Source organism: Kitasatospora sp. MMS16-BH015, assembly GCF_002943525.1.
Lineage (GTDB): Bacteria > Actinomycetota > Actinomycetes > Streptomycetales > Streptomycetaceae > Kitasatospora.
On record NZ_CP025394.1, the window covers coordinates 2,010,852 to 2,034,700 of the forward strand.

General features: G+C 73.1%; 21 protein-coding genes. 10 read left to right on the forward strand and 11 right to left on the reverse strand.

From position 1 onward, the window contains the following. Positions 1–372 precede the first annotated feature (372 nt). Complete coding sequence (locus CFP65_RS08615) at positions 373–801, forward strand: hypothetical protein (protein WP_104815547.1); 429 nt, start codon at positions 373–375, stop codon at positions 799–801. Positions 802–870: 69 nt separating this feature from the next. Here CFP65_RS08615 and CFP65_RS08620 read toward each other — a convergent pair whose 3' ends face one another. Then, positions 871–1,323, reverse strand: coding sequence for a VOC family protein (locus CFP65_RS08620; protein WP_104815548.1), 453 nt, complete (start codon positions 1,321–1,323; stop codon positions 871–873). A 49-nt stretch (positions 1,324–1,372) separates the two neighbouring features. Continuing rightward, positions 1,373–1,978: a dephospho-CoA kinase gene (coaE, locus tag CFP65_RS08625; RefSeq protein ID WP_104815549.1), complete on the reverse strand. Its 606-nt coding sequence runs from the start codon at positions 1,976–1,978 to the stop codon at positions 1,373–1,375. A gap of 208 nt (positions 1,979–2,186) precedes the next feature. Between coaE and CFP65_RS08630 the strand changes: the two genes are divergently transcribed. After that, on the forward strand, positions 2,187–3,059 hold the full coding sequence (locus tag CFP65_RS08630) for an alkaline phosphatase family protein (protein ID WP_104815550.1): 873 nt from the start codon (positions 2,187–2,189) through the stop codon (positions 3,057–3,059). On the opposite strand, the gene CFP65_RS08635 is transcribed toward CFP65_RS08630, so the two are convergent. From CFP65_RS08635 to CFP65_RS08645, 3 genes are all read right to left on the reverse strand, one after another. Further along, positions 3,052–4,302, reverse strand: coding sequence for an NAD(P)/FAD-dependent oxidoreductase (locus CFP65_RS08635; protein WP_104815551.1), 1,251 nt, complete (start codon positions 4,300–4,302; stop codon positions 3,052–3,054). The genes CFP65_RS08630 and CFP65_RS08635 overlap by 8 nt on opposite strands. A gap of 125 nt (positions 4,303–4,427) precedes the next feature. Next, a complete protein-coding gene (locus CFP65_RS08640; RefSeq protein ID WP_104815552.1) occupies positions 4,428–4,949 on the reverse strand; it encodes a DUF402 domain-containing protein in 522 nt (173 codons plus the stop codon). Between the two features lie 16 nt (positions 4,950–4,965). After that, a complete protein-coding gene (locus CFP65_RS08645; RefSeq protein WP_104815553.1) occupies positions 4,966–5,607 on the reverse strand; it encodes an MBL fold metallo-hydrolase in 642 nt (213 codons plus the stop codon). A gap of 71 nt (positions 5,608–5,678) precedes the next feature. Here CFP65_RS08645 and CFP65_RS08650 point away from each other — a divergent pair, with 71 nt between their 5' ends. Both CFP65_RS08650 and CFP65_RS08655 read left to right on the forward strand, forming a co-directional pair. Beyond that, positions 5,679–6,113, forward strand: a complete 435-nt coding sequence (locus tag CFP65_RS08650; RefSeq protein ID WP_104815554.1) for a MarR family winged helix-turn-helix transcriptional regulator — start codon at positions 5,679–5,681, stop codon at positions 6,111–6,113. 126 nt (positions 6,114–6,239) lie between these two features. Beyond that, the gene (locus tag CFP65_RS08655) at positions 6,240–8,300 is read left to right on the forward strand and encodes an ATP-binding protein (protein ID WP_158702098.1); all 2,061 of its coding nucleotides are present in this window, start codon (positions 6,240–6,242) and stop codon (positions 8,298–8,300) included. A gap of 60 nt (positions 8,301–8,360) precedes the next feature. Here CFP65_RS08655 and CFP65_RS38790 read toward each other — a convergent pair whose 3' ends face one another. Next, positions 8,361–8,588 (reverse strand): hypothetical protein, encoded by a 228-nt coding sequence (locus CFP65_RS38790; protein ID WP_158702099.1) that lies wholly within the window; start codon positions 8,586–8,588, stop codon positions 8,361–8,363. Positions 8,589–8,850: 262 nt separating this feature from the next. Between CFP65_RS38790 and CFP65_RS38795 the strand changes: the two genes are divergently transcribed. Next, positions 8,851–8,997 carry a hypothetical protein gene (locus CFP65_RS38795; protein WP_158702100.1) on the forward strand — a complete coding sequence of 49 codons (147 nt, stop codon included), beginning with the start codon at positions 8,851–8,853 and terminating at the stop codon, positions 8,995–8,997. Between the two features lie 7 nt (positions 8,998–9,004). Here CFP65_RS38795 and CFP65_RS08660 read toward each other — a convergent pair whose 3' ends face one another. Both CFP65_RS08660 and rpsA read right to left on the reverse strand, forming a co-directional pair. Beyond that, a complete protein-coding gene (locus CFP65_RS08660; RefSeq protein ID WP_158702101.1) occupies positions 9,005–11,191 on the reverse strand; it encodes an MMPL family transporter in 2,187 nt (728 codons plus the stop codon). A gap of 204 nt (positions 11,192–11,395) precedes the next feature. Beyond that, positions 11,396–12,886, reverse strand: coding sequence for a 30S ribosomal protein S1 (rpsA, locus tag CFP65_RS08665; RefSeq protein WP_104815557.1), 1,491 nt, complete (start codon positions 12,884–12,886; stop codon positions 11,396–11,398). 407 nt (positions 12,887–13,293) lie between these two features. Here rpsA and CFP65_RS08670 point away from each other — a divergent pair, with 407 nt between their 5' ends. Next, positions 13,294–14,184: a class I SAM-dependent methyltransferase gene (locus CFP65_RS08670; protein ID WP_104815558.1), complete on the forward strand. Its 891-nt coding sequence runs from the start codon at positions 13,294–13,296 to the stop codon at positions 14,182–14,184. A gap of 95 nt (positions 14,185–14,279) precedes the next feature. Continuing rightward, on the forward strand, positions 14,280–16,784 hold the full coding sequence (gene hrpB / locus CFP65_RS08675; protein WP_254552292.1) for an ATP-dependent helicase HrpB: 2,505 nt from the start codon (positions 14,280–14,282) through the stop codon (positions 16,782–16,784). On the opposite strand, the gene CFP65_RS08680 is transcribed toward hrpB, so the two are convergent. The 3 genes from CFP65_RS08680 to polA form a co-directional block, all read right to left on the reverse strand. Then, entirely contained in the window at positions 16,774–17,547 is a 774-nt protein-coding gene (locus tag CFP65_RS08680; RefSeq protein ID WP_104815560.1) for an alpha/beta fold hydrolase, read from the reverse strand. The genes hrpB and CFP65_RS08680 overlap by 11 nt on opposite strands. Before the next feature lie 29 nt (positions 17,548–17,576). Next, the gene (locus CFP65_RS08685; protein WP_104815561.1) at positions 17,577–18,110 is read right to left on the reverse strand and encodes a hypothetical protein; all 534 of its coding nucleotides are present in this window, start codon (positions 18,108–18,110) and stop codon (positions 17,577–17,579) included. A 129-nt stretch (positions 18,111–18,239) separates the two neighbouring features. Beyond that, positions 18,240–20,918, reverse strand: a complete 2,679-nt coding sequence (gene polA, locus CFP65_RS08690; RefSeq protein ID WP_104815562.1) for a DNA polymerase I — start codon at positions 20,916–20,918, stop codon at positions 18,240–18,242. Between the two features lie 193 nt (positions 20,919–21,111). On the opposite strand from polA, the gene CFP65_RS08695 reads away from it, so the two are divergent. From CFP65_RS08695 to CFP65_RS08705, 3 genes are all read left to right on the forward strand, one after another. Continuing rightward, positions 21,112–21,564 carry a PaaI family thioesterase gene (locus tag CFP65_RS08695; RefSeq protein WP_104815563.1) on the forward strand — a complete coding sequence of 151 codons (453 nt, stop codon included), beginning with the start codon at positions 21,112–21,114 and terminating at the stop codon, positions 21,562–21,564. A 59-nt stretch (positions 21,565–21,623) separates the two neighbouring features. After that, on the forward strand, positions 21,624–22,331 hold the full coding sequence (locus CFP65_RS08700) for a hypothetical protein (RefSeq protein ID WP_104815564.1): 708 nt from the start codon (positions 21,624–21,626) through the stop codon (positions 22,329–22,331). A gap of 192 nt (positions 22,332–22,523) precedes the next feature. Next, complete coding sequence (locus tag CFP65_RS08705) at positions 22,524–23,759, forward strand: branched-chain amino acid ABC transporter substrate-binding protein (RefSeq protein ID WP_104815565.1); 1,236 nt, start codon at positions 22,524–22,526, stop codon at positions 23,757–23,759. The last annotated feature ends 90 nt before the right edge of the window (positions 23,760–23,849 follow it).

The following is a 23,849-nucleotide window of genomic DNA, read 5'->3' on the forward strand; positions in this document are numbered from 1 at the left end:
CTTCGAAGATGTCCGGTTGCGAGCACCCGGGGGTACCCGTGCACACACGCTGTATCGACTGAACTGCTGCCCGCCAGAAGCCCGCCGCGCAGAAGGCGGCGCGGGAAAAGGCGGCAGGCGTGATCTAGGCCGCCGAGATCGTGCTGAGGTTCGTGACCACCGAGGACGACCTGACCACCTAGCAGAGCCGTAAGGCTCGGTTGAAGCGGGACCGGGAGCTGTACGAGACAGCGTGGCGTGCCGACCAGGCGGACCGCGAGAGCTCCTGAGAACCACCCCGTCGAGGCCCGTCCGACCCCGAGCCGGGCGGGGCTTCCGCGTACCAACGAACCGTGATATCCATGATCACCAAGACTTGACCAAGGGGTGGGAATGAACAGGAAAAAGTGGCTGGTCGTCGCCGGCGGGGTGCTCGCCCTCGGCGCGGCGCTCTCGGCGTGCGAGGACAAGCTCGACAAGGCGGCCGCCGAGGCACCGAAGTCCTCGGCCGGCGCTCCGGCGGCAGTGAGCCCTCAGTCGACCACCGAGGCCCCCAAGCCGGCGTCCGGGATCCCCTCGCCCGACCAGGCTCAGACGGTGGCACTGGTGGCCGCTCTGCGGGCCGTCGATCCGGCGCTGGTGGTGAAGGAGGACCGGGCGGTCAGCCGGGCCCGAAACACCTGCCTGGACGTGCGGCAGGGCAAGGATGCAGCCACGGTCCAGAAGAACACCGCGTCTCGTTTCACGGGCGGCTCGGTGACCGTGACGGACGGCCAGGCCGCGAGGATCGTAGAAGTGGTGAAGGCCACGTTCTGCGGCTGACCCTGGACAGCAATACGCCCCGTTCGGCCAAGTGCCGGGCAGGGCTATGTCGTTGGTGCTGACCTGCGGCTAAGCTACACAGAACTCGTTGCCCTCCGGGTCGAGCATGACCCACCAGTGCCCGGCCGCCCCCTCGTCCACCTCGCGCAGCCTGGTCGCACCCAAGCCCTCCAGGCGCCGCACCAGTTCGGCCTGGCCGCCCGGCTCGGCGTGGACGTCCAGGTGCAGCCGGTTCTTCACCGTCTTGGCCTCGGGCACGTCCTGGAAGAGCACCCGCCGACCGCGGCCGATCCCGCTGACCTCGTCGTACGGGTCCTCCGGGTGGCGGATCGCGGCATAGCCGCGGAAGGTGCGCCGGCCCCCGTGCTCGGCCACCGCGGCGGCGGGCAACTGCCCGGCGGCGAGCAGCCGGTCGACCAGCGCGCTCGGGTCCTCCACCGCGTACCCCAGGGCCTCGGCCCAGAAGTCCGCCAGCACGGGTGCGTCGGCGGTGTCCACGACGAGCTTCCAGTGCAGTGCCATGCGGCCGTTCTACCGGCCGCCCGCCCGCACGGCAAGCACCACCCGTCGCTCACTTCCCGGCGGCTTGACGCTCCTTCAGCTGCGCCCAGACCTCGGCCACCTTCGCGTCCAGCTGCTCCTCGGTACCGCCGTTGTCGATCACCAGGTCGGCGATGGCCAGGCGCTGCTCGCGGCTCGCCTGGGCGGCCATCCGGGAGCGGGCCTCCTCCTCGGTGATGCCGCGCAGCCGCACCAGCCGGTCGATCCGCACCTCGTCGGCGGTGTCCACCACGATCACCAGGTCGTAGAGCGGGGCGAGGCCGTTCTCGGCGAGCAGCGGCACGTCGTGCACCACCAGGTCCTCGGGGCCGGCGGCGGCCTCCAGCTCGGCGGAGCGGGCCCGCACCAGCGGGTGCACGATCGCGTTGAGCGCGGCGAGCCTGGCCGGGTCGGCGAAGACCAGCAGCCCGAGCGCCGGGCGGTCCAGCGAGCCGTCCGGGCCCAGCACGCCCTCGCCGAACTCGGCGACCACCGCCCGCAGCCCCTCGCTGCCGGGGGCCACCACCTCCCGGGCGATCAGATCGGAGTCCACGATCACCGCGCCCCGCGCGGCCAGCCTCGCGGAGACCGCGCTCTTGCCCGCGCCGATCCCGCCCGTCAGTCCGATCCTCAGCATGCGGCCAGGCTACCGGCCCGTACCGCCCCCGCACCCACCGCCCTTCCCCGGCCAACGGCCCGCATCGCTCAGGCGAATTCCCGGCGAACACTCACCGCTGGGGCCCGCAATCCCCGTCCGGCCGGCACTGCGCCCCTGACCTGCCCGGTTAGGGTGCGTCGAGCCCTCGAACCGAGGAGGGCCGTCCCCCGAACGGAGCACCTCCACGATGTCGAACGCCGCCTCCTCCACCCTGTGGCCCGCCGGGCCCCGCCGCGTGCTGGTCGTCGGCATCGACGGCGTCCGGCTCGACCTGCTGCCCGAGCTGCACACCCCGCACCTGGACGCGCTGGCCGCCGAGGGCTTCCTCGCCCCGGTCGAGGTGGACGAGGTGACGCCCACCATGTCCGGCCCGTGCTGGGCCACCATCACCACCGGCGTGGGCGTGGCCAAGCACGGCGTGCTCGGCAACCACCTGGGCGGCCACCGGCTGGACGTGTTCCCGGAGTTCACCACCCGCCTGGCCGCCGTGCACCGCCGCCGCACCTTCGCCGTCGGCGGCTGGGAGCCGCTCTTCCTGGCCCGCAGCGGCGGCCCGCTGTTCGCCGCGCCCGGCCGGCTCTCCTACATCGCGCCGCTGGCGGACACCCCGGAGGCCTGGGAGGTGTGCGACGCCCGGGTGACGGCCGAGGCCGAGTACGTGCTGCGCGACAGCGAGGACGACCCGCAGGCCAGCTTCGTCTACCTGGGCGCGGTGGACGAGACCGCCCATTTCCTCGGCTGCGGCGCGCAGTACCGGGCCTCGATCGAGACCGCCGACCGCCACCTGGGCCGCCTGCTCGCCGCCGTCAAGGCCCGGCCGACCTACGCCGAGGAGCAGTGGACCGTCATCGTGGTGACCGACCACGGCCACGTGGACCAGGGCGGCCACGGCGGCCGCAGCGAGCTGGAGCGCACCGCCTGGATCGCCGCCACCGGCCCCGAGGTCTCCGGCCCGCAGAGCCGCCCGCTGCACCACACCGACGTGGCGGCCCACGTCTACCGCGCCCTGGAGATCACCCCGGACCCGCACTGGACCCTGGACGGGCAGCCGTTCAACTAGCCCTCCGGTGGCGGAGGTTGACCGCCGCCGCCCGAGCCAGGGCCGCCGGGCCGAGGAACCGCGCCGGGCCGATCAGCCGCGCGGCGTAGTGGTACATGTGCCGGGCCGCCCCGGCGTCCCGGGCCGCAGCCGCGAAGACCATCCGCTCCACGGGGTTGAACGGGCGGCCCTTGGCGAAGTCGGCGGCGAAGAACTGGTGGCCCGTCAGCCGCCGCCGGTGCAGTTTGCCGTAGGCGGCCACCGCCTGGTCCAGCCCGGCCCGCCCGACCAGGGCCGGGCCGACCGTGCCGGCCAGCCAGTGCGCGGACTCCAGCGCCCAGCCGCAGCCCACGCCCCAGAGCGGGTCGCCGGTGAGCGCGGCGTCGCCGATCAGCGCCAGGCCCGGCGCGGCGGACCGGCGGCTGTGCAGCGGGTAGTCCACCGTCCCGATGATCTTCGATATCCGCTCGGCCCCCTCGATCGGCGGCGCCTCGGGCAGCCCCCGGACGAACGCGTCGAAGCTGCCCTCCAGGTCTTCCCGGAAGGCAGGCAGCCGCCGCTTGCCGGGGAGCACCGCGAGCACCGTCACCCCGTCCTCGTTCGGGAAGGCGTAGGCCATGTCGGGCTCCAGGAACCAGACCTGCCCGATCCCGCCCGGCAGCGGCAGGCCGCGGTACTGGGCCAGGTAGCCGAACCGCCCGTTCGCGTGCTCCCGCCCGGGCACCCCGGCCAGCTTGGCCACCGTCGAGTCCTTGCCGTCGGCCCCGACCACCAGCCGGGCCCGCAACTCCCCCTCCCCGTCCGGGGCCTGGGCCCGGACCCCGACCGTCCGCCCGCCCTCGCGGAGCAGACCGGTCACCTTGTGCCCGAGCAGCAGGTCGACCCCGTCCGTCTCGGCCGCCCTGGCCCGCACCAGCGGGTCGAGGGTGCTGCGCCGGACGTTGAAGCCGAGCGGCAGCGCGGGCCCGCCGGGCGCGGCCTTCGGCTCGATCCAGCCCCAACGCGTCCACCAGCGCGCGTCGTTGGAGGGCGCCCCGAGCGCCTCCAGGGCGGGCACCAGCCCGAGCTCGGCCAGCACCGGGCGGGCGTTGGCCGTGATCGAGTGGGTGCAGAGCACCTTGTACGCCCCCGGGTCGGACCGCCGCTCCAGCAGCGCGACCCGCGCTCCCTGCCTGGCCAGCAGCGCCGCAGCGGCGCTCCCGGCCAGGCTGGCCCCGCTGATCACCACGTCGTACTCGTCCCCGCCGCGCCCGACCCCGGTCATCCGCCGATCACTCCCCCGTCAGCCGGCCCGCGCCCCGGCACCCTCCAGACGGGCCGGCGGCTCGATCGTCAATCCGATGAAGGATCCCAGGAGTTCGCCGTCGCGGTCCAGCGTGCGTCCGCGGCTCACTCCACGAACCGCCAGTCCTGCGGCAGTTCGACGCCCAGCAGCTCCTCGACCTCCGGGGGCGGGAACTCCGGCCAGCCGGGCGCGACTTCGTGCCGCCGGTTCAGCCGCCGGTCGAGGAAGCGCTGCACCCGGCGCAGCCCCTCCGCCGCCTCCGCCGGGCCCAGCCGCCCGTCGGCCAGCGCCTCGCCGTACTCGTCCAGGTCGAGCAGCCGGTACGGCTGATCCGGTGGACCGACGATGACATCGATCCACCGGTCGCTGGTCCGCACCTCGCCGCTACCGGGACCGGCCCACTCCAGGCCGATCAAGTCGCAGTACCACCAGCCCTGTTGTGCGGCGGGGAAGGCCACCGGCTGGTCGATCTGCATCCCCTCCGCCAACAGCACGAAGGTGCGCTGCAGGTACGCCGCCCCGCCCTGCTCGAAGCCCCAGTCGTAGGCCACCACCGAGCCGCGGCGCAGGCCCGCCGCCACCAACCTGCCGTCCCGGACGACGGTCACCCGCTCATCGTTCTCCACCGGGGCACCGTACCGGTCAGCCCAGCTCGACGGACTCGCCCGCCGCCAGGTGGCGGTAGGCGGAGCCGGTGCCCGGGCCGGCCTCGCCGAGCATCCGGTCGGTCACCATCTGCCCGACCTCGCTCAGCACCGCCTCGTGCACGGCGAGGGCCTGGCCGGCGCCCACCTCCCGGGTGTAGTCGATGAGTTCGGAGAGCTTGGCCCAGGGGCCGGCGACCGGGAGCAGCAGCGTCTCCACCGGCACCGGCGGCACGGTGAGCGCGTCGCCCGGGTGGAAGACCCGGCCGTCGAGCAGGAAGCCGATGTTGGTGACGCGGGGGATCTCGGGGTGGATCACGGCGTGCCACTCCCCGTGCACGGTGACGCCCAGGCCCTCGACCTCGAAGGCGTCGCCCTCCCCGACCACCTTCAACCGGCTGCCGAGACCGTCCAGTTGGGCCGCCACCGCCTGGTTGGTCCAGATCCGCAGCCCCGGGTGGGCCGCGGCGGCGGCCTGCAGCCGGTCGGCCACGAAGTGGTCGAAGTGCTCGTGGGTGATCAGCACGGCGTCGGCGCCCGCCAGCGCCTCCTCGGCGCTGAACGCCCCGGGGTCGATGACCACGGTGGCCCCGCCATGCTCGATCCGTACACACGCATGTCCGTACTTGGTGAGTCGCATGCTCCGAACCATACAGCAATGCTGTGCAAAATACACAGCAATGCTGCCTATGTTCGAGGTACGCTGCTCCCATGGACCACACCGAGGACGCCCCCACCCCCGACCCGCTCGAACTGGCCGCCGAGCTGCGCACCACCATCGGCACCCTGGTCCGCCGCCTGCGCACCGAGGACGAACTCCCGCAGAACCAAGCCGCCGTGCTCGGCTGGCTGGTCCGCGAGGGCTCCCGCACCACCACCGAGCTCGCCGCCCTCCAGCGCGTGCGCCACCAGTCGATGGCCCGCACCGTCGCCCTGCTCACCACCGCCGGCCTGGTCACCCAGTCGCCCCACCCCACCGACGCCCGCAAGCTCCTGGTCACCGCCACCCCCGCCGGCACCGAGGCCCTGCACGCCCAGCGCACCCGCCGCGAGGCCACCATCGCCGCCGCCCTCACCAGCCGCCTCACCCCCGCCGAGCAGCGCCTCCTCCAGCAGGCCATCCCCCTCCTCGACCGCCTGAGCTGAGCCCGCCCGTCACCATCCGACTCGTTGTCGTCACCGCCGACACGGCCGCAGTCGGGACCGCCGACTCAGGCGGCTGGGACATCGGACGGAGGAGACTGGCCCTCCCGAGCGTGGAGAGGAGACGGCATGGCCTCCGTGACACCGGTGGATGCCCCGCGACCGGCGCGACCGGCCACGGCGGAGCGCCGACTGGCTGCGGCGGGGGTCGCGGCACTGGTGTGCCTGGTGGCCGCCGGGCTCTGGCTCGGCTACCTGCTGATCCACCTGGGCCTCCCCGGGGTCGGCTCCTCGGCGATCCAACTCTCCGTCCTCCCCTTCGGCTTGGCGGCGGCCGCCGGTGGCGTGCTGCTGCACGCGCACCGGCCCGGCCTGCCGCTCGGGTGGGTGCTGCTGGCCTGCGGGGTGGCCATGATCCTGCCCCGCGCGGCGGCGGCCCCGCTCTGGGTGGAGGTGCACGACCCGACCGCCGTGGCCGTGGTGATGGTGCTCCAGGCGGCGGGGTTCCTGACCTTCGGCACGCTCTTCGTGACCCTGCCGCTCTGGCTGCCCCAGGGGCGGCTGCCGCACCGGGCCTGGTGGCTGGTGATCGCCGCGCTGGCGCTCTGGCGGCTGCCCCTGGACAGCTACCAGTTCGCGCGGGAGCAGGTCTTCGGACAGCCCAACCCCTTCTACGGCAGCTGGTACGGGGAGGCGGTCGGCCGGTTCGAGGAGCACCTGGGCGGGGCCGCCCTGGACACCTCCTACGCGCTGTTCGGGCTGTCGGTGCTGGTGCTGCTGCTCCGGCTCGGGCAGACGGAGCCGGGCCGGCGGCGGGGCGTGCTCGCCCTGCTGGCCTGCTACCTGCTCTGGGCCGCCGCCGAGACGGCCGTCGCCTACGGCTACCCGACCGAGGACGCGGCCCGGTGGGTGCTGGCCGGGGTCTCGGTGCTCTGGTGCGCGACCCTGGTCACCCTGGTGATCCGGGACGGCGCCTGGCGGCTGGAGCGGGCGGCCCGGCGGGTGCTGGCCGGGCTGCTGGTGGCGACCGGGCTGACGGTGCTGTTCGTCGCGCTGGCCGCCGTGCTCTCCGGGCTGCTGCTGCCGGGGCGCGGGCTGGACGCGCTGCTGCTCGTCCTCGGGGTGTTCGGCTTGGCCGCCCTGCTGCCGAGGGCCACCCGGTGGGCGGTCGGCCTGGTCGACCGCCTGTACTACGGCGACCGGGCCCAGCCGTACCGGGTGCTGCGCACCCTGGCCGGCCGGGTCAGCCAGGTGGTCGAGCCGCAGGACCTGCCGGCCGTGCTCTGCACCACCGTGGCCGAGGAACTCCGGCTGCCCGGAGTCCGGTTGACCGTCCGCACCCGGGCGGGCGAGCAGCAGCTGGCCACCGCCGGGGAGCCGGCCGAGGGCCAGAGCTTCCCGCTGGTGCACCAGGGCGAGGAGATCGGCCGCCTCACCGTGGGCCTGCGGGAGGGGCAGACGGAGCCGGACGGGCAGGACACCGACGTGCTGCGCTCGCTCGCCGACCAGGCCGCCCCGACCGTCGCCTCGCTGCGACTGCTGGAGGACCTGCGGGCCAGCCGCGAGCAGATCGTCACCGCCCGGGAGGAGGAGCGCCGCCAGCTCCGCCGCGACATCCACGACGGCCTCGGGCCGCTGCTGGCCGGCCTGCGGCTGCGGGTCGAGAACGCCGCCGCCGCACCGGCCCGGGCCGACACCCTCACCGAGACCTTCACCGTGCTCTCCGAGCAGCTCCAGCTGGCCGTCAAGGAAGTCCGCCAGATCACCGACCGCCTGGGCCCCGCCTCGCTCGGCGAGCACGGGCTCTCCCGGGCCCTGCACAACCTCGGCGCGGCCTTCACCGCCCCCCGGCTGGCCGTCACCGTGGGCCTGACGCCCGATCCGCTGCCCGCCCTGCCCGCGGCGGTGGAGGTCGCGGTCTACCGGATCACCGCCGAGGCGCTGAACAACGTGCTGCGCCACGCGCACGCCCGGCACTGCCGGGTGGCGGTGGTGGCCGAGGAGCGCCGGCTGCTGCTCACCGTGGAGGACGACGGCCTCGGCATCGCCCCGGCGCCGGACGGCCCCGGCGTCGGTCTGCGGTCCATGACCGAGCGGGCCTCGGAGATCGGCGGCAGCTGCACGATCGGGGCGGTGGGCCAGGGCACCCGGGTGCACGCGGTGCTCCCGTGGCGGCCGGCCGAGCGGTGAACGGCCCCGGCACCCGGAGGTGTCGAGGCCGTGGGAACGGGATCGGTCGTGGTGGCGGGATCAGTCGCAGTTGGGCCAGTTCGGGCACTTGGGAGTCAGGTTCGCCCCACCCGGGGTCCGGCAGTTGGGCCAGTTCGGGCAACGGTCGCCCGTGGCCGCGAGGGTGGGGGCGGGAGCGGGAGCGGCCACCGCCTGAACGGGACGGCGGCCGGCGATGCTGCCGGCGATGACACTCAGCGCGGTCGTCAGCCCGAGGGCTATCGCCGCCTTGACGGATCGACTGGACATGGTGAACTCCAATGGTGGAACGCATTGGCGGCACCGGTGACGCTGCCGTCGGATCGTGCTTCCACTCTCGGCATTCCGGCCGCCGGGCACATGAGGCCCTCGCCCCGTCGTGGTCCTGCCTCCGCCGGGACAGGTCCCGCGCGCCGTCCCACCCCTCGGCGTCCCCGCGCGCTACGCCAGGCGGGTGAGAGCCGCATCCCTTCGGGGGCGTGCGGGCGTTGTGCAGGTCGCTCCGCCCACCTGCCCCCGAAGGGACACCCTCATGACCACCGTCCGCAACACCCTGCTGATCGCCGCCGCCCTCGCCGGGCTGATGTTCGGCACTGCGGGCAGCGCCAACGCCTGCAGCGCGCTGGACGCCATCGGCGGCCTCACCCCCGGCTTCGGCAACTCCTGCATCAGCCGCTGAGCAGCCGTCAGGAGACCCCCACCAAGGTCCGCTCCCGGTCCGCACGCGGGGCCGGGACGGCCGGCGCGGGCAGGCCGAGCGGCGGCAGCACCACGTGCTCGGTGAGCCCGATCCGCCGGTGCAGGCGGCGCAGCGGAGCCGGCGCCCACCAGTTGAACTCGCCGAACAGCGTCATCGCGGCCGGCACCAGCAGGCAGCGGACCAGCGTCGCGTCCACCGCGACGGCCACCGCCAGCGCGATGCCCATCTCCTTGACCATGAGCATCTGCCCGGCCGCGAACCCGGCGAAGACGATCACCATCAGCAGGGCCGCCGAGGTGATGATCCGACCGCTGCGCTGGAGTCCGAGCTCCACCGAGCGGGCGCACCCGTACCCCTCGTCCCGCAACTCCTTGATCCGGGAGAGCAGGAAGACCTCATAGTCCATCGAGAGCCCGAAGGCGAAGGCGAAGACCAGCACGGGGATGAAGGTCTCCAGGCCGCCGGTCGGGCTGAAGCCGAGCAGCGAGCTGAAGTAGCCGTGCTGGAAGACCAGGGTCAGCGCGCCGAGCGAGGCCCCGAGCGAGAGCACGTTCATCAGCAGCGCCTTGACCGGCATCACCACCGACCCGGTCATCAGGAAGAGCAGCAGCAGCGTGCCGACCGCGACCAGCCCGAGCGCCCAGGGCCCCCGGCTCGCGATCTCGTGCTGGAAGTCGACCACCGAGGCGGCGTCCCCGGTCACGTAGGTGGTCAGCCCGCCGCGGTCGGCGCGGAGTTCGTCGACCACCTGCTTGGCCCCGGCGCCCTGCGGGTCGCCGTGCACCATCACCTCGACCGTGCTCACCTTCGGCGAGACCGGCGTGACGGCCCGGATCCCGCTGACTCCGGCGAGGTGGGCCACCTGGTCGGCGTAGCCCTGCGCCTGGGCCGCGCTGCCCTCGACCACCACGGTGATCGGGGCCGCCGCCTGCTGGGGGAATCGTTCCTGCACGGTCTCGGCCACCTGCCGCCCGGCGGAGGAGGCGGGCAGCACCGAGGCACCGGAGCTGCGCCAGTCCGAGCCGAGGAAGGGCGCTCCGGCCGCCAGCAGCAGCGCGGTGCAGACCAGCACCACCGGCACCGCCCGCTTCTGCACCCGCCGCACCGTCCGGGCGAAGAAGCCCTGGTCGGAGACGGGCGCGGTCGGCGCCTTGACCCGGTGGCCGACGAAGCCGAGCAGCGCGGGGATGAGGGTGAGCGCGGCGGCCCCGGCGATCACCACCACGCTGACCCCGGCGGCGGCCACCGCGCGGAAGACCGGGCTGGTGAAGACGAAGAGGCCGGAGAGGGCCACGGCCACGGTCAGGCCGGAGAAGAGCACGGTGCGCCCGGCCGTCGCACAGGTGCGCTCCACCGCCTGGGCCACGGTCGCGCCGTGCCCGCGCTCCTCGCGGAAGCGGTTGACGATCAGCAGGGCGTAGTCGATCGAGAGGCCGAGCCCGAGCACGGTGGCGATCGGCAGCACGCTGGTGTCGATGTCCATGATCCGGCTGAAGCCGAACATCGCGAGCAGCGCCCCGCCGACCGAGCCGACGGCGCCCAGCACCGGCAGGCTCGCGGCGGCGAACCCGCCGAAGACCAGCACCATCACGATCAGCGTCAACGGCAGCGTGACGATCTCACCGAACTGGGTGTCCTTGGCGGTCTGGTCCTTGACCTCCTGCTGGAGCACCAGGTCACCGCCCACGGTCACCCTGGCGCCCTCGGGGTGCAGCGCGCCGAGCCGCTGCTCCACCGACTTCTGCTGCGCGGAGGTCGAACCGTCGGCCATCCGCACCGAGAGCAGGCTCGCCCCGCCGTCGGCGGAGACCATCGCCTGCCCGGCCGGCCCGTACGCGTCGGTCACCGAGACCACGCCCGGCAGCTTCGCCAGGTCGGCGGCGGCGGCCGTCACGGCCGACCTCACCGCCGGGTCCTGCGCCGAGGGCCCGTCCACCACGGCGGTCACCGTGCCCCGGGCCGGATCGGCGGCCGCGACCACCGAGGTGCCGCGCGCGGACTCCGAGCCGCCGGCCGAGGTCGAGGCCACCGTGCCCTCGAAGACCCGGCCGCCGATCAGCACCCCGAGCGCCAGCACCAGGACCCAGAACCCGACCACCCAGCGCCGGTGCCGGTGCCGGTGGCAGTACCTGCCGAGAGCGGCAAGCCGCCCACCGACCACGGGCTGTGCCACAACAGGGGTCTCGCGCATAAGTACCTGAGCCTTTCGGGCAGTTCCCCTCAAAGCTAGGCGTAACCGGCGTAATCCCCTAGAGGCTTCCGGTGCGCTTCATCTCACATGATTTGCACCCAAACCTGCGGAACTCGGCAAAAAAGAACCCCCGCCCGTACCCGGGCGGGGGTTCTTTCAGCTACCGAACCTCAGATGAGGCTGAGCTCAGCTCTGGCCGCCGGCCAGCTTCTCACGGAGCGCGGCGAGCGCCTCGTCCGAAGCCAGGGCGCCGGAGGTCTCGTCGCTGCTGGACGAGTAGGAGCCACCCGCGGCAGCGGCGACGGCGTCGCCACCCTCCGCAGCAGCCTCCGCGTCGGCCTCGCGGCTCTTGATGACCTGGGCCTGGTGCTGCTCGAAGCGGGTCTGCGCCTCGGCGTACTGGCGCTCCCACTCCTCACGCTGCTTCTCGTAGCCGGGCAGCCAGTCGTTCGCCTCGGGGTCGAAGCCCTCCGGGTAGATGTAGTTGCCCTGGTCGTCGTACGAGGCGGCCATGCCGTACAGGGTCGGGTCGAACTCGACCGACGCCGGGTCGGCACCGAGGGACTCGTTGGCCTGCTTCAGCGAGAGGCTGATGCGACGACGCTCGAGGTCGATGTCGATGACCTTGACGAAGATCTCGTCGCCGACCTGGACGACCTGCTCCGGGATCTCGACGTGGCGCTCGGCCAGCTCGGAGATGTGGACCAGGCCCTCGATGCCCTCGTCCACGCGGACGAACGCACCGAACGGAACCAGCTTGGTGACCTTACCCGGGACGACCTGACCGATCTGGTGGGTCCGGGCGAACTGCTGCCACGGGTCCTCCTGGGTCGCCTTCAGCGACAGGGAGACGCGCTCGCGGTCCATGTCGACGTCGAGAACCTCGACAGTGACCTCCTGGCCGACCTCGACAACCTCGGACGGGTGGTCGATGTGCTTCCAGGACAGCTCGGAGACGTGGACGAGACCGTCGACGCCGCCCAGGTCCACGAAGGCACCGAAGTTGACGATCGAGGAGACGACGCCGGAGCGCACCTGACCCTTCTGGAGGGTGGTGAGGAAGGTCTGGCGGACCTCGCTCTGGGTCTGCTCCAGCCAGGCACGGCGGGACAGGACCACGTTGTTGCGGTTCTTGTCCAGCTCGATGATCTTGGCCTCGAGCTCCTTGCCGACGTACGGCTGGAGGTCGCGGACGCGGCGCATCTCGACCAGCGAGGCCGGGAGGAAGCCACGGAGGCCGATGTCGAGGATGAGACCACCCTTGACGACCTCGATGACGGTACCGGTGACGATGCCGTCCTCTTCCTTGATCTTCTCGATCGTGCCCCAGGCACGCTCGTACTGAGCGCGCTTCTTGGACAGGATCAGACGACCCTCCTTGTCCTCCTTCTGGAGAACCAGGGCCTCGATGTTGTCGCCAACGGAGACAACCTCGTGGGGGTCGACGTCGTGCTTGATCGAGAGCTCGCGCGACGGGATGACACCCTCGGTCTTGTAACCGATGTCGAGGAGCACCTCGTCACGGTCGACCTTCACGATGACGCCCTCAACGATGTCGCCATCGTTGAAGTACTTGATGGTCTCGTCAATGGCGGCGAGGAAGGCCTCGGCATCGCCAATGTCGTTGACCGCAACCTGCGGGGTGGTGCTGACAGAGGTGTCGGTGGGGCTCGTCATTAGGAAAAGGGCTCCGGTACGGACATGAAGTCGTAGGTAATGCCACGCGGAGGGCCCGTATCGCTCCCACCGAAAGCCGGACAGCCAAGAACACGGCCCACCCCCTGATCAGCGATCAGATGGTGTCCGTCTTGCGACCGTGGGGTCTTCGACAGATGCGAGCGCGACCTGCTCCGTCCGAGGCGCGCAGGCCCGCAGCGCAACTTGTAGCATACGGGGACAGTCGGGCACGGTCAACGTCGAAGCCGACGAGACGGTGGACGCCGGGCCGCAGGACACGGATCAGGCCATATCCTCATCCCGGATCCCGGGAATCCCCGGATGCCACGGCTCGGCCCACCCCAGCTCACGCAGGGGCACACCGGGCAGCAGCGCTTCCGCGCCCCCTACCCTACTTGACAGGTTTCATGATCTTGGCCACCACCCCTGCACCACACGGCGACCCCTTCGAAGACATCGAGGGCCTCGATGGCCTCGAGAACTTCGAGGACGAGGACGAGGACGAGGGCGACGCCGTCCGCCGCGAGGCCGCGCTGGAGGAGAGCAGCCGGGCCAGTCGGCACTGGTGGGACCGGAACGCCGACGAGTACCAGGACGAGCACGGTGCCTTCCTCGGCGACGACCGCTTCACCTGGTGCCCCGAGGGCCTGGACGAGGCCGAGGCCGGCCTGCTCGGCCCGGTGGCCGGGCTGACCGTGCTCGAGCTCGGCTCCGGCGCGGCCCAGTGCTCCCGCTGGCTGGCCGCGCGGGGCGCCCACCCGGTCGCCCTGGACATCTCGTACCGCCAGCTCCAGCACTCCCGCCGGATCGACCTCGGCCGCGGCGAGCGGCCGGTGGCCGTGGTGCAGGCCGACGCGGCGGTGCTGCCGTTTGCCGACGGCTCCTTCGACCTGGCCTGCTCCGCGTACGGCGCCGTGCCGTTCAGCGCCGACACCGCGCTGCTGATGCGGGAGGTGCACCGGGTGCTGCGGCCCGGCGGGCGCTGGGTCTTCTCGGTCACCCACCCGATCCGCTGGGCCTTCCCGGACGAGCCCGGGGTGGAGGGGCTCACCGCGACCGCCTCGTACTTCGACCGCACGCCGTACGTGGAGCAGGACGCGAACGGCGTCGCCACCTACGTCGAGCACCACCGGACGATCGGGGACCGGGTGCGGGAGCTGACGGCGGCCGGGTTCCGGTTGCTCGATCTGGTCGAGCCCGAGTGGCCGGAGGAGCTGGAGCAGGAGTGGGGCGGCTGGAGCCCGCTGCGGGGGCGGCACATCCCGGGCACGGCGATCTTCGTCACCGAACGGGGCTGACGCTGCGGTACGGGTAGCGCCCCCGGGGATGCCCTCGCGGTTCCCTGAGCCCCTGTGGTGCCATCCGTTCGGTGAGAATGTGGCCGGTGAATTCGATGTCGCAGCAACTTCCCGTCTCCGCCGCCCTCCCCGCCCTGCACGAGGCTCTCGACCGGCGTGGCGTGGCCGTGCTGGCCGCGCCGCCCGGGACCGGGAAGACCACGTTGGTGCCGTTGGCGCTGGCCGGGCTGCTGGGGGATCGGGCGGTGCGGCGGGTGCTGGTGGCCGAGCCGCGGCGGCTCGCGGTGCGGGCTGCGGCGCGGCGGATGGCCTGGATGCTGGGCGAGGGGGTCGGCGGGCGGGTCGGGTACACCGTGCGCGGGGACCGGCGGGTCGGGGCCGGGACGGTGGTGGAGGTGGTGACCACCGGGGTGCTGCTGCAGCGGTTGCAGCGCGACCAGGAGCTGGCCGGGGTGGACGTGGTGGTGCTGGACGAGTGCCACGAGCGGCACCTGGACGCCGACACCGCGCTGGCCTTCCTGCTGGACGTCCGGGCCACGCTCCGGCCCGAGCTGCGGCTGCTCTGCGCCTCGGCGACCTCCGACACCGCGGCCTGGGCCGAGCTGCTCGGCGGCTCGGACGAGAGCGGGGAGGCCGCGCCGGTGGTGGAGGCGCACGGCGTCTCGCACGCCGTCGAGGTGATCTGGGCTCCCCCGCCGCGCCCCGTGCGCCCCGCGCACGGCAACCGGCCCGACCCCCTGCTGCTCGACCACCTGGCCGGGACGGTCCGGCGCGCGCTGGCCGAGCGGGAGGGCGACGTGCTCTGCTTCCTGCCCGGGGTGGGCGAGATCGGCCGGGTGGCCGGGCTGCTCGGGGAGCTGCCGGGGGTGAGCGTGCTCCAGCTGCACGGACAGGCGCCGCAGGCCGTCCAGGAGGCGGCGCTGACCGCCGGGAGCGGGCGGCGGGTGATCCTCTCCACCTCGGTGGCCGAATCCTCGCTGACCGTGCCGGGCGTGCGGGTGGTGGTCGACTCCGGGCTGGCCCGGGAGCCGCGCACCGACCACGCCCGGGGGCTGGCCGGGCTGGTGACCGTCCGCGCCTCGCTGGCCGCCGCCCGGCAGCGGGCCGGGCGCGCCGGGCGTGAGGCGCCGGGCTTCGCGTACCGCTGCTGGGCCGAGGCGGAGGACGCGCTCGCCGCCCGCTTCCCCACCCCCGAGATCGCTCTCGCCGACCTCACCGCCTTCGCCCTCCAGGCCGCCTGCTGGGGCGCGCCCGGCGGCGAGGGCCTGACCCTCCCCGACCGCCCGCCGGCCGGGGCGCTGGCCGCCGCGCGGCAGACCCTGCTCGCGCTCGGCGCGATCACCCCCGAGGGCCGCGCCACCGAGCGCGGCCACCGGATCGCCCGGGCCGGCCTGCACCCCCGGCTGGCCCGGGCCCTGCTCGACGGCGCCCCGCTGGTCGGCGCCCGCCGGGCCGCCGAGCTGGTCGCCCTGCTCTCCGAGGAGCCCCCGCGCGCCTACGGCGACGACCTCGCCGCCGCCTGGCGCACCGCCCGCACCGGCCGGGACGCCTACACCGCCCGCTGGCGCGAGGAGACCCGCCGGCTGAGCCAGGGGGAGGCCCCGGCCACCGAGCTCTCCGACCAGGCCGCCGCCGGCCTGGTCGTGGCGCTCGCCCACCCCGAGCGGATCGCCCGGGCGCGGAGCGCCGAGGGGCCGTACCTGATGGCCTCCGGGACGGCGGCCGAGACCGGGCCGGGGTCGGCGGTGGCCGGGGCGCCCTGGCTGGCGGTGGCGGTGGCCGACCGGGCGGCGGGGGCGCACTCGGCGCGGGTGCGGCTGGCGGCCGTGCTGGACGAGGAGACGGCCAAGGTGGCCGGGGCGGCGCTGCTGAGCGAGCGCGAGGAGGTGCACTGGGCGGGCGGGCGCCGGGGCGACGTGGTGGCCCGCCGGGTGGCCACGCTCGGGGCGATCGAGCTCACCGAGGCCCAACTGACCAATCCTTCCGTCGAGTTGGTGCGCGCCGCACTGCTCGACGGGCTACGCCGCGAGGGCGTGGACGCGGTGCTGACCTGGACCCCGGCCGCCCTGGCGCTGCGCGAACGGCTCGCCTTCCTGCACCGCGAACTCGGCGCGCCCTGGCCGGACATGAGCCCGGCCGCACTCGCCGACCCCGACTGGCTGGAGCCCGAACTCTCCCGGGCCCGCCGCCGCGCCGACCTGGCCCGGATCGACCTGACGGCCGCGCTCCAGCGCCTGCTGCCCTGGGCCACCGGCGAGGCCGGACGGCTGGAGGAGCTGGCGCCGGAGCGGGTGATGGTGCCCAGCGGCTCGCGGATCCGGGTCGACTACTCGGGCGAACGCCCGGTGCTGGCGGTCAAGTTGCAGGAGCTGTTCGGCTGGCAGGCCGCCCCGGCGCTGGCCGGCGGCCGGGTGCCGCTGACGGTGCACCTGCTCTCCCCCGCCGGCCGCCCGGCCGCCGTCACGGGCGACCTGGCCGGCTTCTGGCGCGAGGGCTACCGCGCCGTCCGCGCCGAACTCCGCGGCCGCTACCCCCGCCACCCCTGGCCGGAGGACCCGACCGAGGCGCAGGCCACCAAGCACACCAACCCTAGGCGATGAACTCCCGCACCAACGGCCCGGCCACGGAACGGAATTCGTCGAAGTAGGCATGCCGTGCCCCCGGGATCAGCTCCAGCCGGGCCCCGGCGATGCGCTCGACCAGCAGGTGGGCGTTGGCCGCCGGGTTGAGCAGGTCGTCGCTACCGTGCAGGACGAGGGTCGGGCAGTCGATCCGCTCCAGCACGTCCCAGGCGTCGTGCCGGTTGCTGGCCACCAGGTGGCGCCCGCGCGCGTAGGCGGGCATCGCCGGGTCGCCGACCACCTGGTACGGGCCGGTGTTGGCGGCCAGCCACCCGGGGGTGTACATCAGGTCGAGCAGTGCGGCGCGGGAGGCCACCGGATCCTCGTCGGCCAGTGCCTTCCGCACCTCCTTGCTCCGCTCGACGGCCTGCGGCCCCCCGGGCGAGGTGCAGCCGAGCACCAGCGCACGGACCCGCCCACCGTGCTCCGCCGCCAGCCACTGGGCCACCCGGCCACCCATCGAGGTGCCGTACACGTCCGCTCGCTCGACGCCGAGCTCGTCCAGCACGGCACGCACGTCCTCGGCCAACTGCCTGGTGCTGTACGGGACATCCGGCTTGTCACTGGCGCCGGTACCCCGCCAGTCGAGCGTGACGGTGCTGCGGGTGGCATGGAACTCCTCCCGGACCCCGTCCCACCAGTGGTGGTTGTTCGCCTGTCCGGCGAGCAGCACCAACGGGGCTCCCTGGCCACGGACTTGGTAGGCGATGCGGGTCCCGTCCGGGCTCACGGCATACGGCACTGGACTCTCCTCGGGGCGGGTGCGGCCGGTCAGGGCACCGGCGGATGGGCGGGCGGGAGCGTCTCGGGGGCGAAGGCGGACTGGGAGGGCGTGGGCCGGACGATCGGGATGCCGGTCCGGGTGGGCGAGCACTCCATGATCTGCCCCGCCGCGTTGCGGACGCAGTTCGGGTCGGTCGCGGGGGTGCCGCCGTCGCAGGCCGTGCAGGGGTGCGGCGTGACCTCGGTGGGCTTCTGGTGCGTCGCCTTGGCGCTCGGCGTGCGGCTGCTCCGGGCCACCGGCGCGCTGGTGGGCTCGGTGGGATCAGCCGACTCGGCGGTGGCGCTCGGCGACGGGGTGGCCGAGGGCGAGGGCGAGGCGGTGGCCGTCGGCGTGGCCGAGGGCGTCGGGGTCGGTGCCGCGCTGGACGCGACCGCGGCGGGCCGCGGCTTGGCCGTGGTGGCCGGCTGGTGATCGCCGAACTTCCAGGCGAGCACCGCCACCAGGGCCAGCACCGGCAGGGCGATCAGCACCGCCGTGGCCCACCCGGCCAGGCCGGACCACCCACTGCGCCGCTCGCCCATCTCCCCCACTGCCCTTCGCTCGTACCGCGATGATCGCGGGGCAGCGTAGCAGCGGCATCGCGGCAGGTCGGGGGCGCCCCGGCCCGCCGCGAAGGGCGGGCCGGCTCAGTGGGCGCCCCCGTGGCCGCCTCAGTGGGCGGCGACCTCCCAGTTGGGGCCGACGCCGACGGAGACGTCCAGCGGGGCGCGCAGCGGGTAGGCGGCGGCCATCTGCTCGCGGACCAGGGCCTCGACCTGCTCGCGCTCGCCCGGGGCGAGCTCGAGGACGATTTCGTCGTGCACCTGGAGGAGCATCCGGGTCTTCAGACCGGCCTCGCGCAGGGCGGTGTCCACGTGCAGCATGGCGATCTTGACGATGTCGGCGGCCGAGCCCTGGATCGGGGCGTTGAGGGCCATCCGCTCGGCCATCTCGCGGCGCTGGCGGTTGTCGCTGGTGAGGTCGGGCAGGTACCGGCGGCGGCCCAGCAGGGTCTCGGTGTAACCCACCGCGCGGGCCTCCTCGACCACCCGGTGCAGGTAGTCGCGCACCCCGCCGAACCGCTCGAAGTAGGTGTCCATCAGGCCCTGGGCCTCGCCCGGCTTGATGCCGAGCTGCTGGGAGAGCCCGTAGGCGGAGAGGCCGTACGCGAGACCGTAGGACATCGCCTTGATCTTGCGCCGCATCTCGGCGTCCACCTCGCCCGGCTCCACCCCGAAGACCTGGGAGGCCACCGTGGTGTGCAGGTCCTCGCCGCTCTCGAAGGCCTCGATCAGGGCCGCGTCCTCGGAGAGGTGGGCCATGATCCGCAGCTCGATCTGCGAGTAGTCGGCGGTGAGCAGCGACTCGTACCCCTCGCCGACCACGAAGGCGCGGCGGATCATCCGGCCCTCCTCGGTGCGGACGGGGATGTTCTGCAGGTTCGGGTCCTGCGAGGAGAGGCGGCCGGTGGCGGCCACCATCTGGTTGAAGGTGGTGTGGATCCGGTCGTGCGGGGAGACCGTCTTGAGCAGGCCCTCGACGGTGGTGCGCAGCTTGGCCTGGTCGCGGTGGCGGAGCAGGATGACCGGCAGCTCGTTGTCGGTCTGGCCGGCCAGCCAGGCCAGGGCGTCGGCGTCGGTGGTGTAGCCCGTCTTGATCTTCTTGGTCTTGGGCAGGTTGAGCTCGCCGAAGAGGATCTCCTGGAGCTGCTTGGGCGAGCCCAGGTTGAACGGGCGGCCGGCGGCGGCGTGCGCCTCCTCGACCACGCGGGCGATCTCGGCGGCGAACTGCGCCTCGATGGTGGTGAGCCAGGCGCGGTCGGCGGCGATGCCGGTGCGCTCCATCCGGGCCAGCAGCTCGGCGATCGGCAGCTCCATCCCGTGCAGCAGCTCGGTGGCGCCGACCTCGGCGAGCCGGGTCTCGAAGAAGGCGGCCAGGTCGAGCACGGCGCGGGCCTGGGTCATCAGGGCCTGGGCGCCGGCGGCCGGGTCGTGCTCGGGCTCGTCGAAGGAGAGCTGGCCGCTCTCGGCCGCCGCGGCGGGGGCGAGCGAGCGGGCCAGGTACTCCTCGGCGAGCACGTCGAGGGTGAAGGTGCGCCGGCCCGGCTTGTCCAGGTAGGCGGCGAGCGCGGAGTCGGCGGTGACGCCCTTGATCTCCCAGCCGTGCTCGACGAAGGCCCGCATCACCTGCTTGGCGATGTGCAGCGCCTTGGGCTGCTCGGCGTCGGCCAGCCAGCCGGCGAAGGCCCGCTCGTCCTCCTCGGCGAGCTTCGCCGGGTCGAACCAGGCGGCGTCCTCTCCGGTCGCGAGTGCGATCTCGCTGACCGAACCGCTGCCCAGCGCCCACTCGTAGAGCGCGGCCACCGCGATCCGGCCCCCGCTGTGCGCGGCCAGCCAGGCGGCCAGTGCGCCGGGCTCGGTCAGCAGCTCGCCCTCGACGGCCACGCCGGGGGCCGCCGCGGCGGCCTCCTCCTCGGCGCCGGCGCCCACGTCGATGCCGTGCACCCGGTCACGGAAGTTGGGGTTGCGGAACTCCAGGCTCTCCAGGAGCTGGGCCACCGCCTCGCGGTCGAACGGCGTGCGCTCCAAGTCGGCGACGCCCAGCGGGAGTTCGACGTCGCGGACCAGCTCGGTGAGCACCCGGTTGCGCTTGACCGAGTCGAGGTGCTCGCGCAGCTTCTCGCCGATCTTGCCCTTGACCTCGTCGGCCCGCTTGACCAGCTCGTCGAAGGAGCCGAACTGGTTGACCCACTTGGCCGCCGTCTTCTCGCCGACCCCGGGGATGCCGGGCAGGTTGTCCGACGGGTCGCCGCGCAGGGCGGCCAGATCCGGGTACTGGGTGGGGGTGACGCCGTACTTCTCGGCCACCTTCTCGGGGGTGTAGCGCGTCAGCTCGGAGACGCCCTTGGTGGGGTAGAGCACGGTGACGTTCTCGCTGACCAGCTGGAGCGAATCGCGGTCACCGGTGACGATGAGCACCTCGAAGCCCTGGGCCGAGGCGGCGGTGGCCAGGGTGGCGATGATGTCGTCGGCCTCGAAGCCCTCCAGGGACATCCGGGGGATCTTCATCGCGTCGAGCAGCTCGCCGATCAGGCCGATCTGGCTCTTGAACTCGTCCGGCGTCTTGGCCCGGTTGGCCTTGTAGTCGGGGAACTCCTCGGAGCGGAAGGTCTTCCGGGAGAGGTCGAAGGCGACGGCCAGGTGGGTGGGCTGCTCGTCGCGCACGGTGTTGGCGAGCATCGAGGTGAAGCCGTACACCGCGTTGGTCGGCTGGCCGGTGACGGTGTTGAAGTTCTCCACGGGCAGGGCGAACCACGCCCGGTACGCCATGGAGTGCCCGTCGAGCAGCATCAGCCTGCCACTCGTCGCACTCTTCCCTGCACTCTGGGTAGCCACGTCAACGTCCGTTCCTGCCGATGTCCACTGCCGGTTACTGATCCTAGGGCCCGTGACCGACAAGTCGGGCGACCCGAGCCCACCGGGCCGGGCGGCGGTCGTACGATCAAGCGGTTGTCCCCAGACCCTCGTACACCAGGAGCACGCCATGACCGAATCGGGCCCGGTGCTGAACGTCCCGCAGGACGTCCTCGACCACTTCGCCAAGCTCGGCGTCGACGCCTCCACCTTCAGCGGGGGCCACCTCGGCGAGAAGATGGGCATCCAGATCGTGGAGGCCTCGGGCGACCGGGTCGTCGGCACCATGCCGGTGGAGGGCAACCAGCAGCCGTACGGGCTGCTGCACGGCGGGGCCTCGGCCGCGCTGGCCGAGACCCTCGGCTCGATCGGGGCGATGCTGCACGCCGGGCCGGGCCGGTACGCCGTGGGCGTCGACCTGAACGCGACCCACCACCGCTCGGCCACCTCCGGTCTGGTCACCGGGGTCGCCACGGCCGTCTTCAAGGGCCGCACCGCCGCCACCTACGAGATCGCGATCACCGACGACACCGGCAAGCGGATCACCAGCTGCCGGCTGACCTGCATGCTGCGCGACATCTGACCCTTCTTGCCCCGCCCCGCGCCGTTTGCCCGCCGCCCCCACGGGGCAGGCCCTGCCACGTGGTGGTGGAGCTGGACGGGGACGGCGCGGGGGCCCGGGAGGAGGCGCCCCGCCGGCCGCTGACGCGCCGCCAGAAGTACACCGCCGCCGCGCTGGCGCTGGCCCTGGTGACCCTGCTGGTCGCCCGGCACGCGCTGACCCGCCCCGCGCAGGCCGCCAACTCGCCGCCGCCACCGCCCTCGCTGGTGGCGGCGTTCAGCTACCTGGGCCCGGTGCACGACGCCGTGCCCGGGGGCAACCGCTTCACCCTCGCCGTGCGGGCCACCGCCACCGGGGACCCGCCGTTCCAGCTGGTCTCGGCGCAGCAGGACTACCCCGGCATCCTCACCAACGTGATCGACCCGCTCCTGCCCCAGGAGGTGCGGCAGGGTGCCCCGGTGGACTTCACCGTGGTGTACGTGGTGACGGACTGTGCCGCCGCGCCCCGGGACGCGGGCATGCCTTTCCTGGATGTAACACTGCGTAACACCGGGGCAATCCAGACGCTCAGTCAGATCCTGGGCCCCGGGTACGCCCGCGACCTCTCCCGGAACCTGCACCTCACCTGCCCGGATTCCGGTATGCGGACATCTACGCCCGTTTCGACTGTCGCGGACACTCCTGTCCGATATTCGGACCCGCCCGGCATTACCAGCGCTTCTGAGCCCTCCGGTGTTCCACCACACGGGACACCCTCTAGCATCTCGCGTCCGCTCAGGCGGGAATGACCACCATGCGAGATCACCACACCTGGCTCGGGTAACAAGAGAATCACAGCATGCCCACACCCCTGCCCGAGCCGCCGAACCCGGTTTAGAGTCACGGCCAGTCACCGCGCCAACGGATTGGGCCTGGCCCCAGCGCGCGACCCGGCACCCCGCCACCTCCGGCCCGGTGTCTTCCTCAGAAAGGGAATCCTCGTGCGTAATCGTGCAACCCTTGTCGTGAGCATCGCAGTCATCGGAGCGCTCTCCCTGACCGCCTGCGGCTCGCGTGGTGGCAGCAAGACCTCCGGTGGCGACAGCGCCGGCGGCACCACCACCGTCACCATCGGTGTCGACGCGCCGCTCACCGGCGACCTCTCCGCCCTCGGCCTCGGCATCAAGAACTCGGTCGACCTGGCCATCAACCAGGCCAACGCCAACAATGAGGTCCCCGGCGTCAAGTTCAAGATCCAGGCCCTGGACGACACCGCCAAGCCGGCCCCCGGCCAGCAGAACGCCACCCAGCTGGTCGCCGACAAGTCGGTGCTCGGCGTGGTCGGCCCGCTGAACTCCTCCGTCGCCCAGTCGATGCAGCAGATCTTCAACGACGCCCACCTGACCGAGATCTCCCCGGCCAACACCGGCGTCGCCCTCACCCAGGGCGAGGCCTGGGCCAGCGGCAAGAAGGTGCGCCCCTTCGCGTCCTACTTCCGCACCGCGACCACCGACGCCGTGCAGGGCCCGTTCGCGGCCCAGTACCTGGTGAACACCGCGGCCAAGAAGAAGGTCTTCCTGATCGACGACCAGAAGACCTACGGCGCCGGCCTGGCCGCCACCTTCAAGGGCGAGTACACCAAGCTCGGCGGCACCATCGTCGGCGAGGAGCACGTCAACCCGGACGACCGCGACTTCAGCGCCATCGTCACCAAGGTCAAGGCCTCCGGCGCCGACGCCGTCTACTACGGCGGCGAGTACCCGGCCGCCGGCCCGCTCTCGCTCCAGCTCAAGGACGCCGGCGCCAACATCCCGCTGATGGGCGGCGACGGCATCCAGAGCGGCGACTTCATCAAGCTCAACGCCAAGAGCCAGGGCGACCTCGCCACCGCCGTCGGCCTCCCGGTCGAGTCCCTGCCCTCCGCCGCGAAGTTCATCGCCGACTACAAGGCCGCCGCGTACAAGGACGCCTACGAGACCTACGGCGGCTACTCCTACGACAGCGCCCGCGCCATCATCCTCGGCGTCAAGGCCGTCGTGCAGGCCAACAACGGCAAGCTCCCGAGCGACGCCCGCGCCAAGGTCGTCGAGGCCGTCCAGGCCGTCTCCTTCGACGGCGTGACCGGCAAGGTCTCCTTCGACGAGTACGGCGACACCACCAACAAGCAGCTCACCGTCTACAAGGTCGACGGTGGCAAGTGGGCCGTGGAGAAGTCCGGCACCTTCGTCGCCAGCTGATCCAGCTCCGCCACAGCAGTAGCAGGACCCGCGCGGGGGCGCCAGAAGCGCCCCCGCGCACCCACATCCACCCCCACCACGCGTACAACG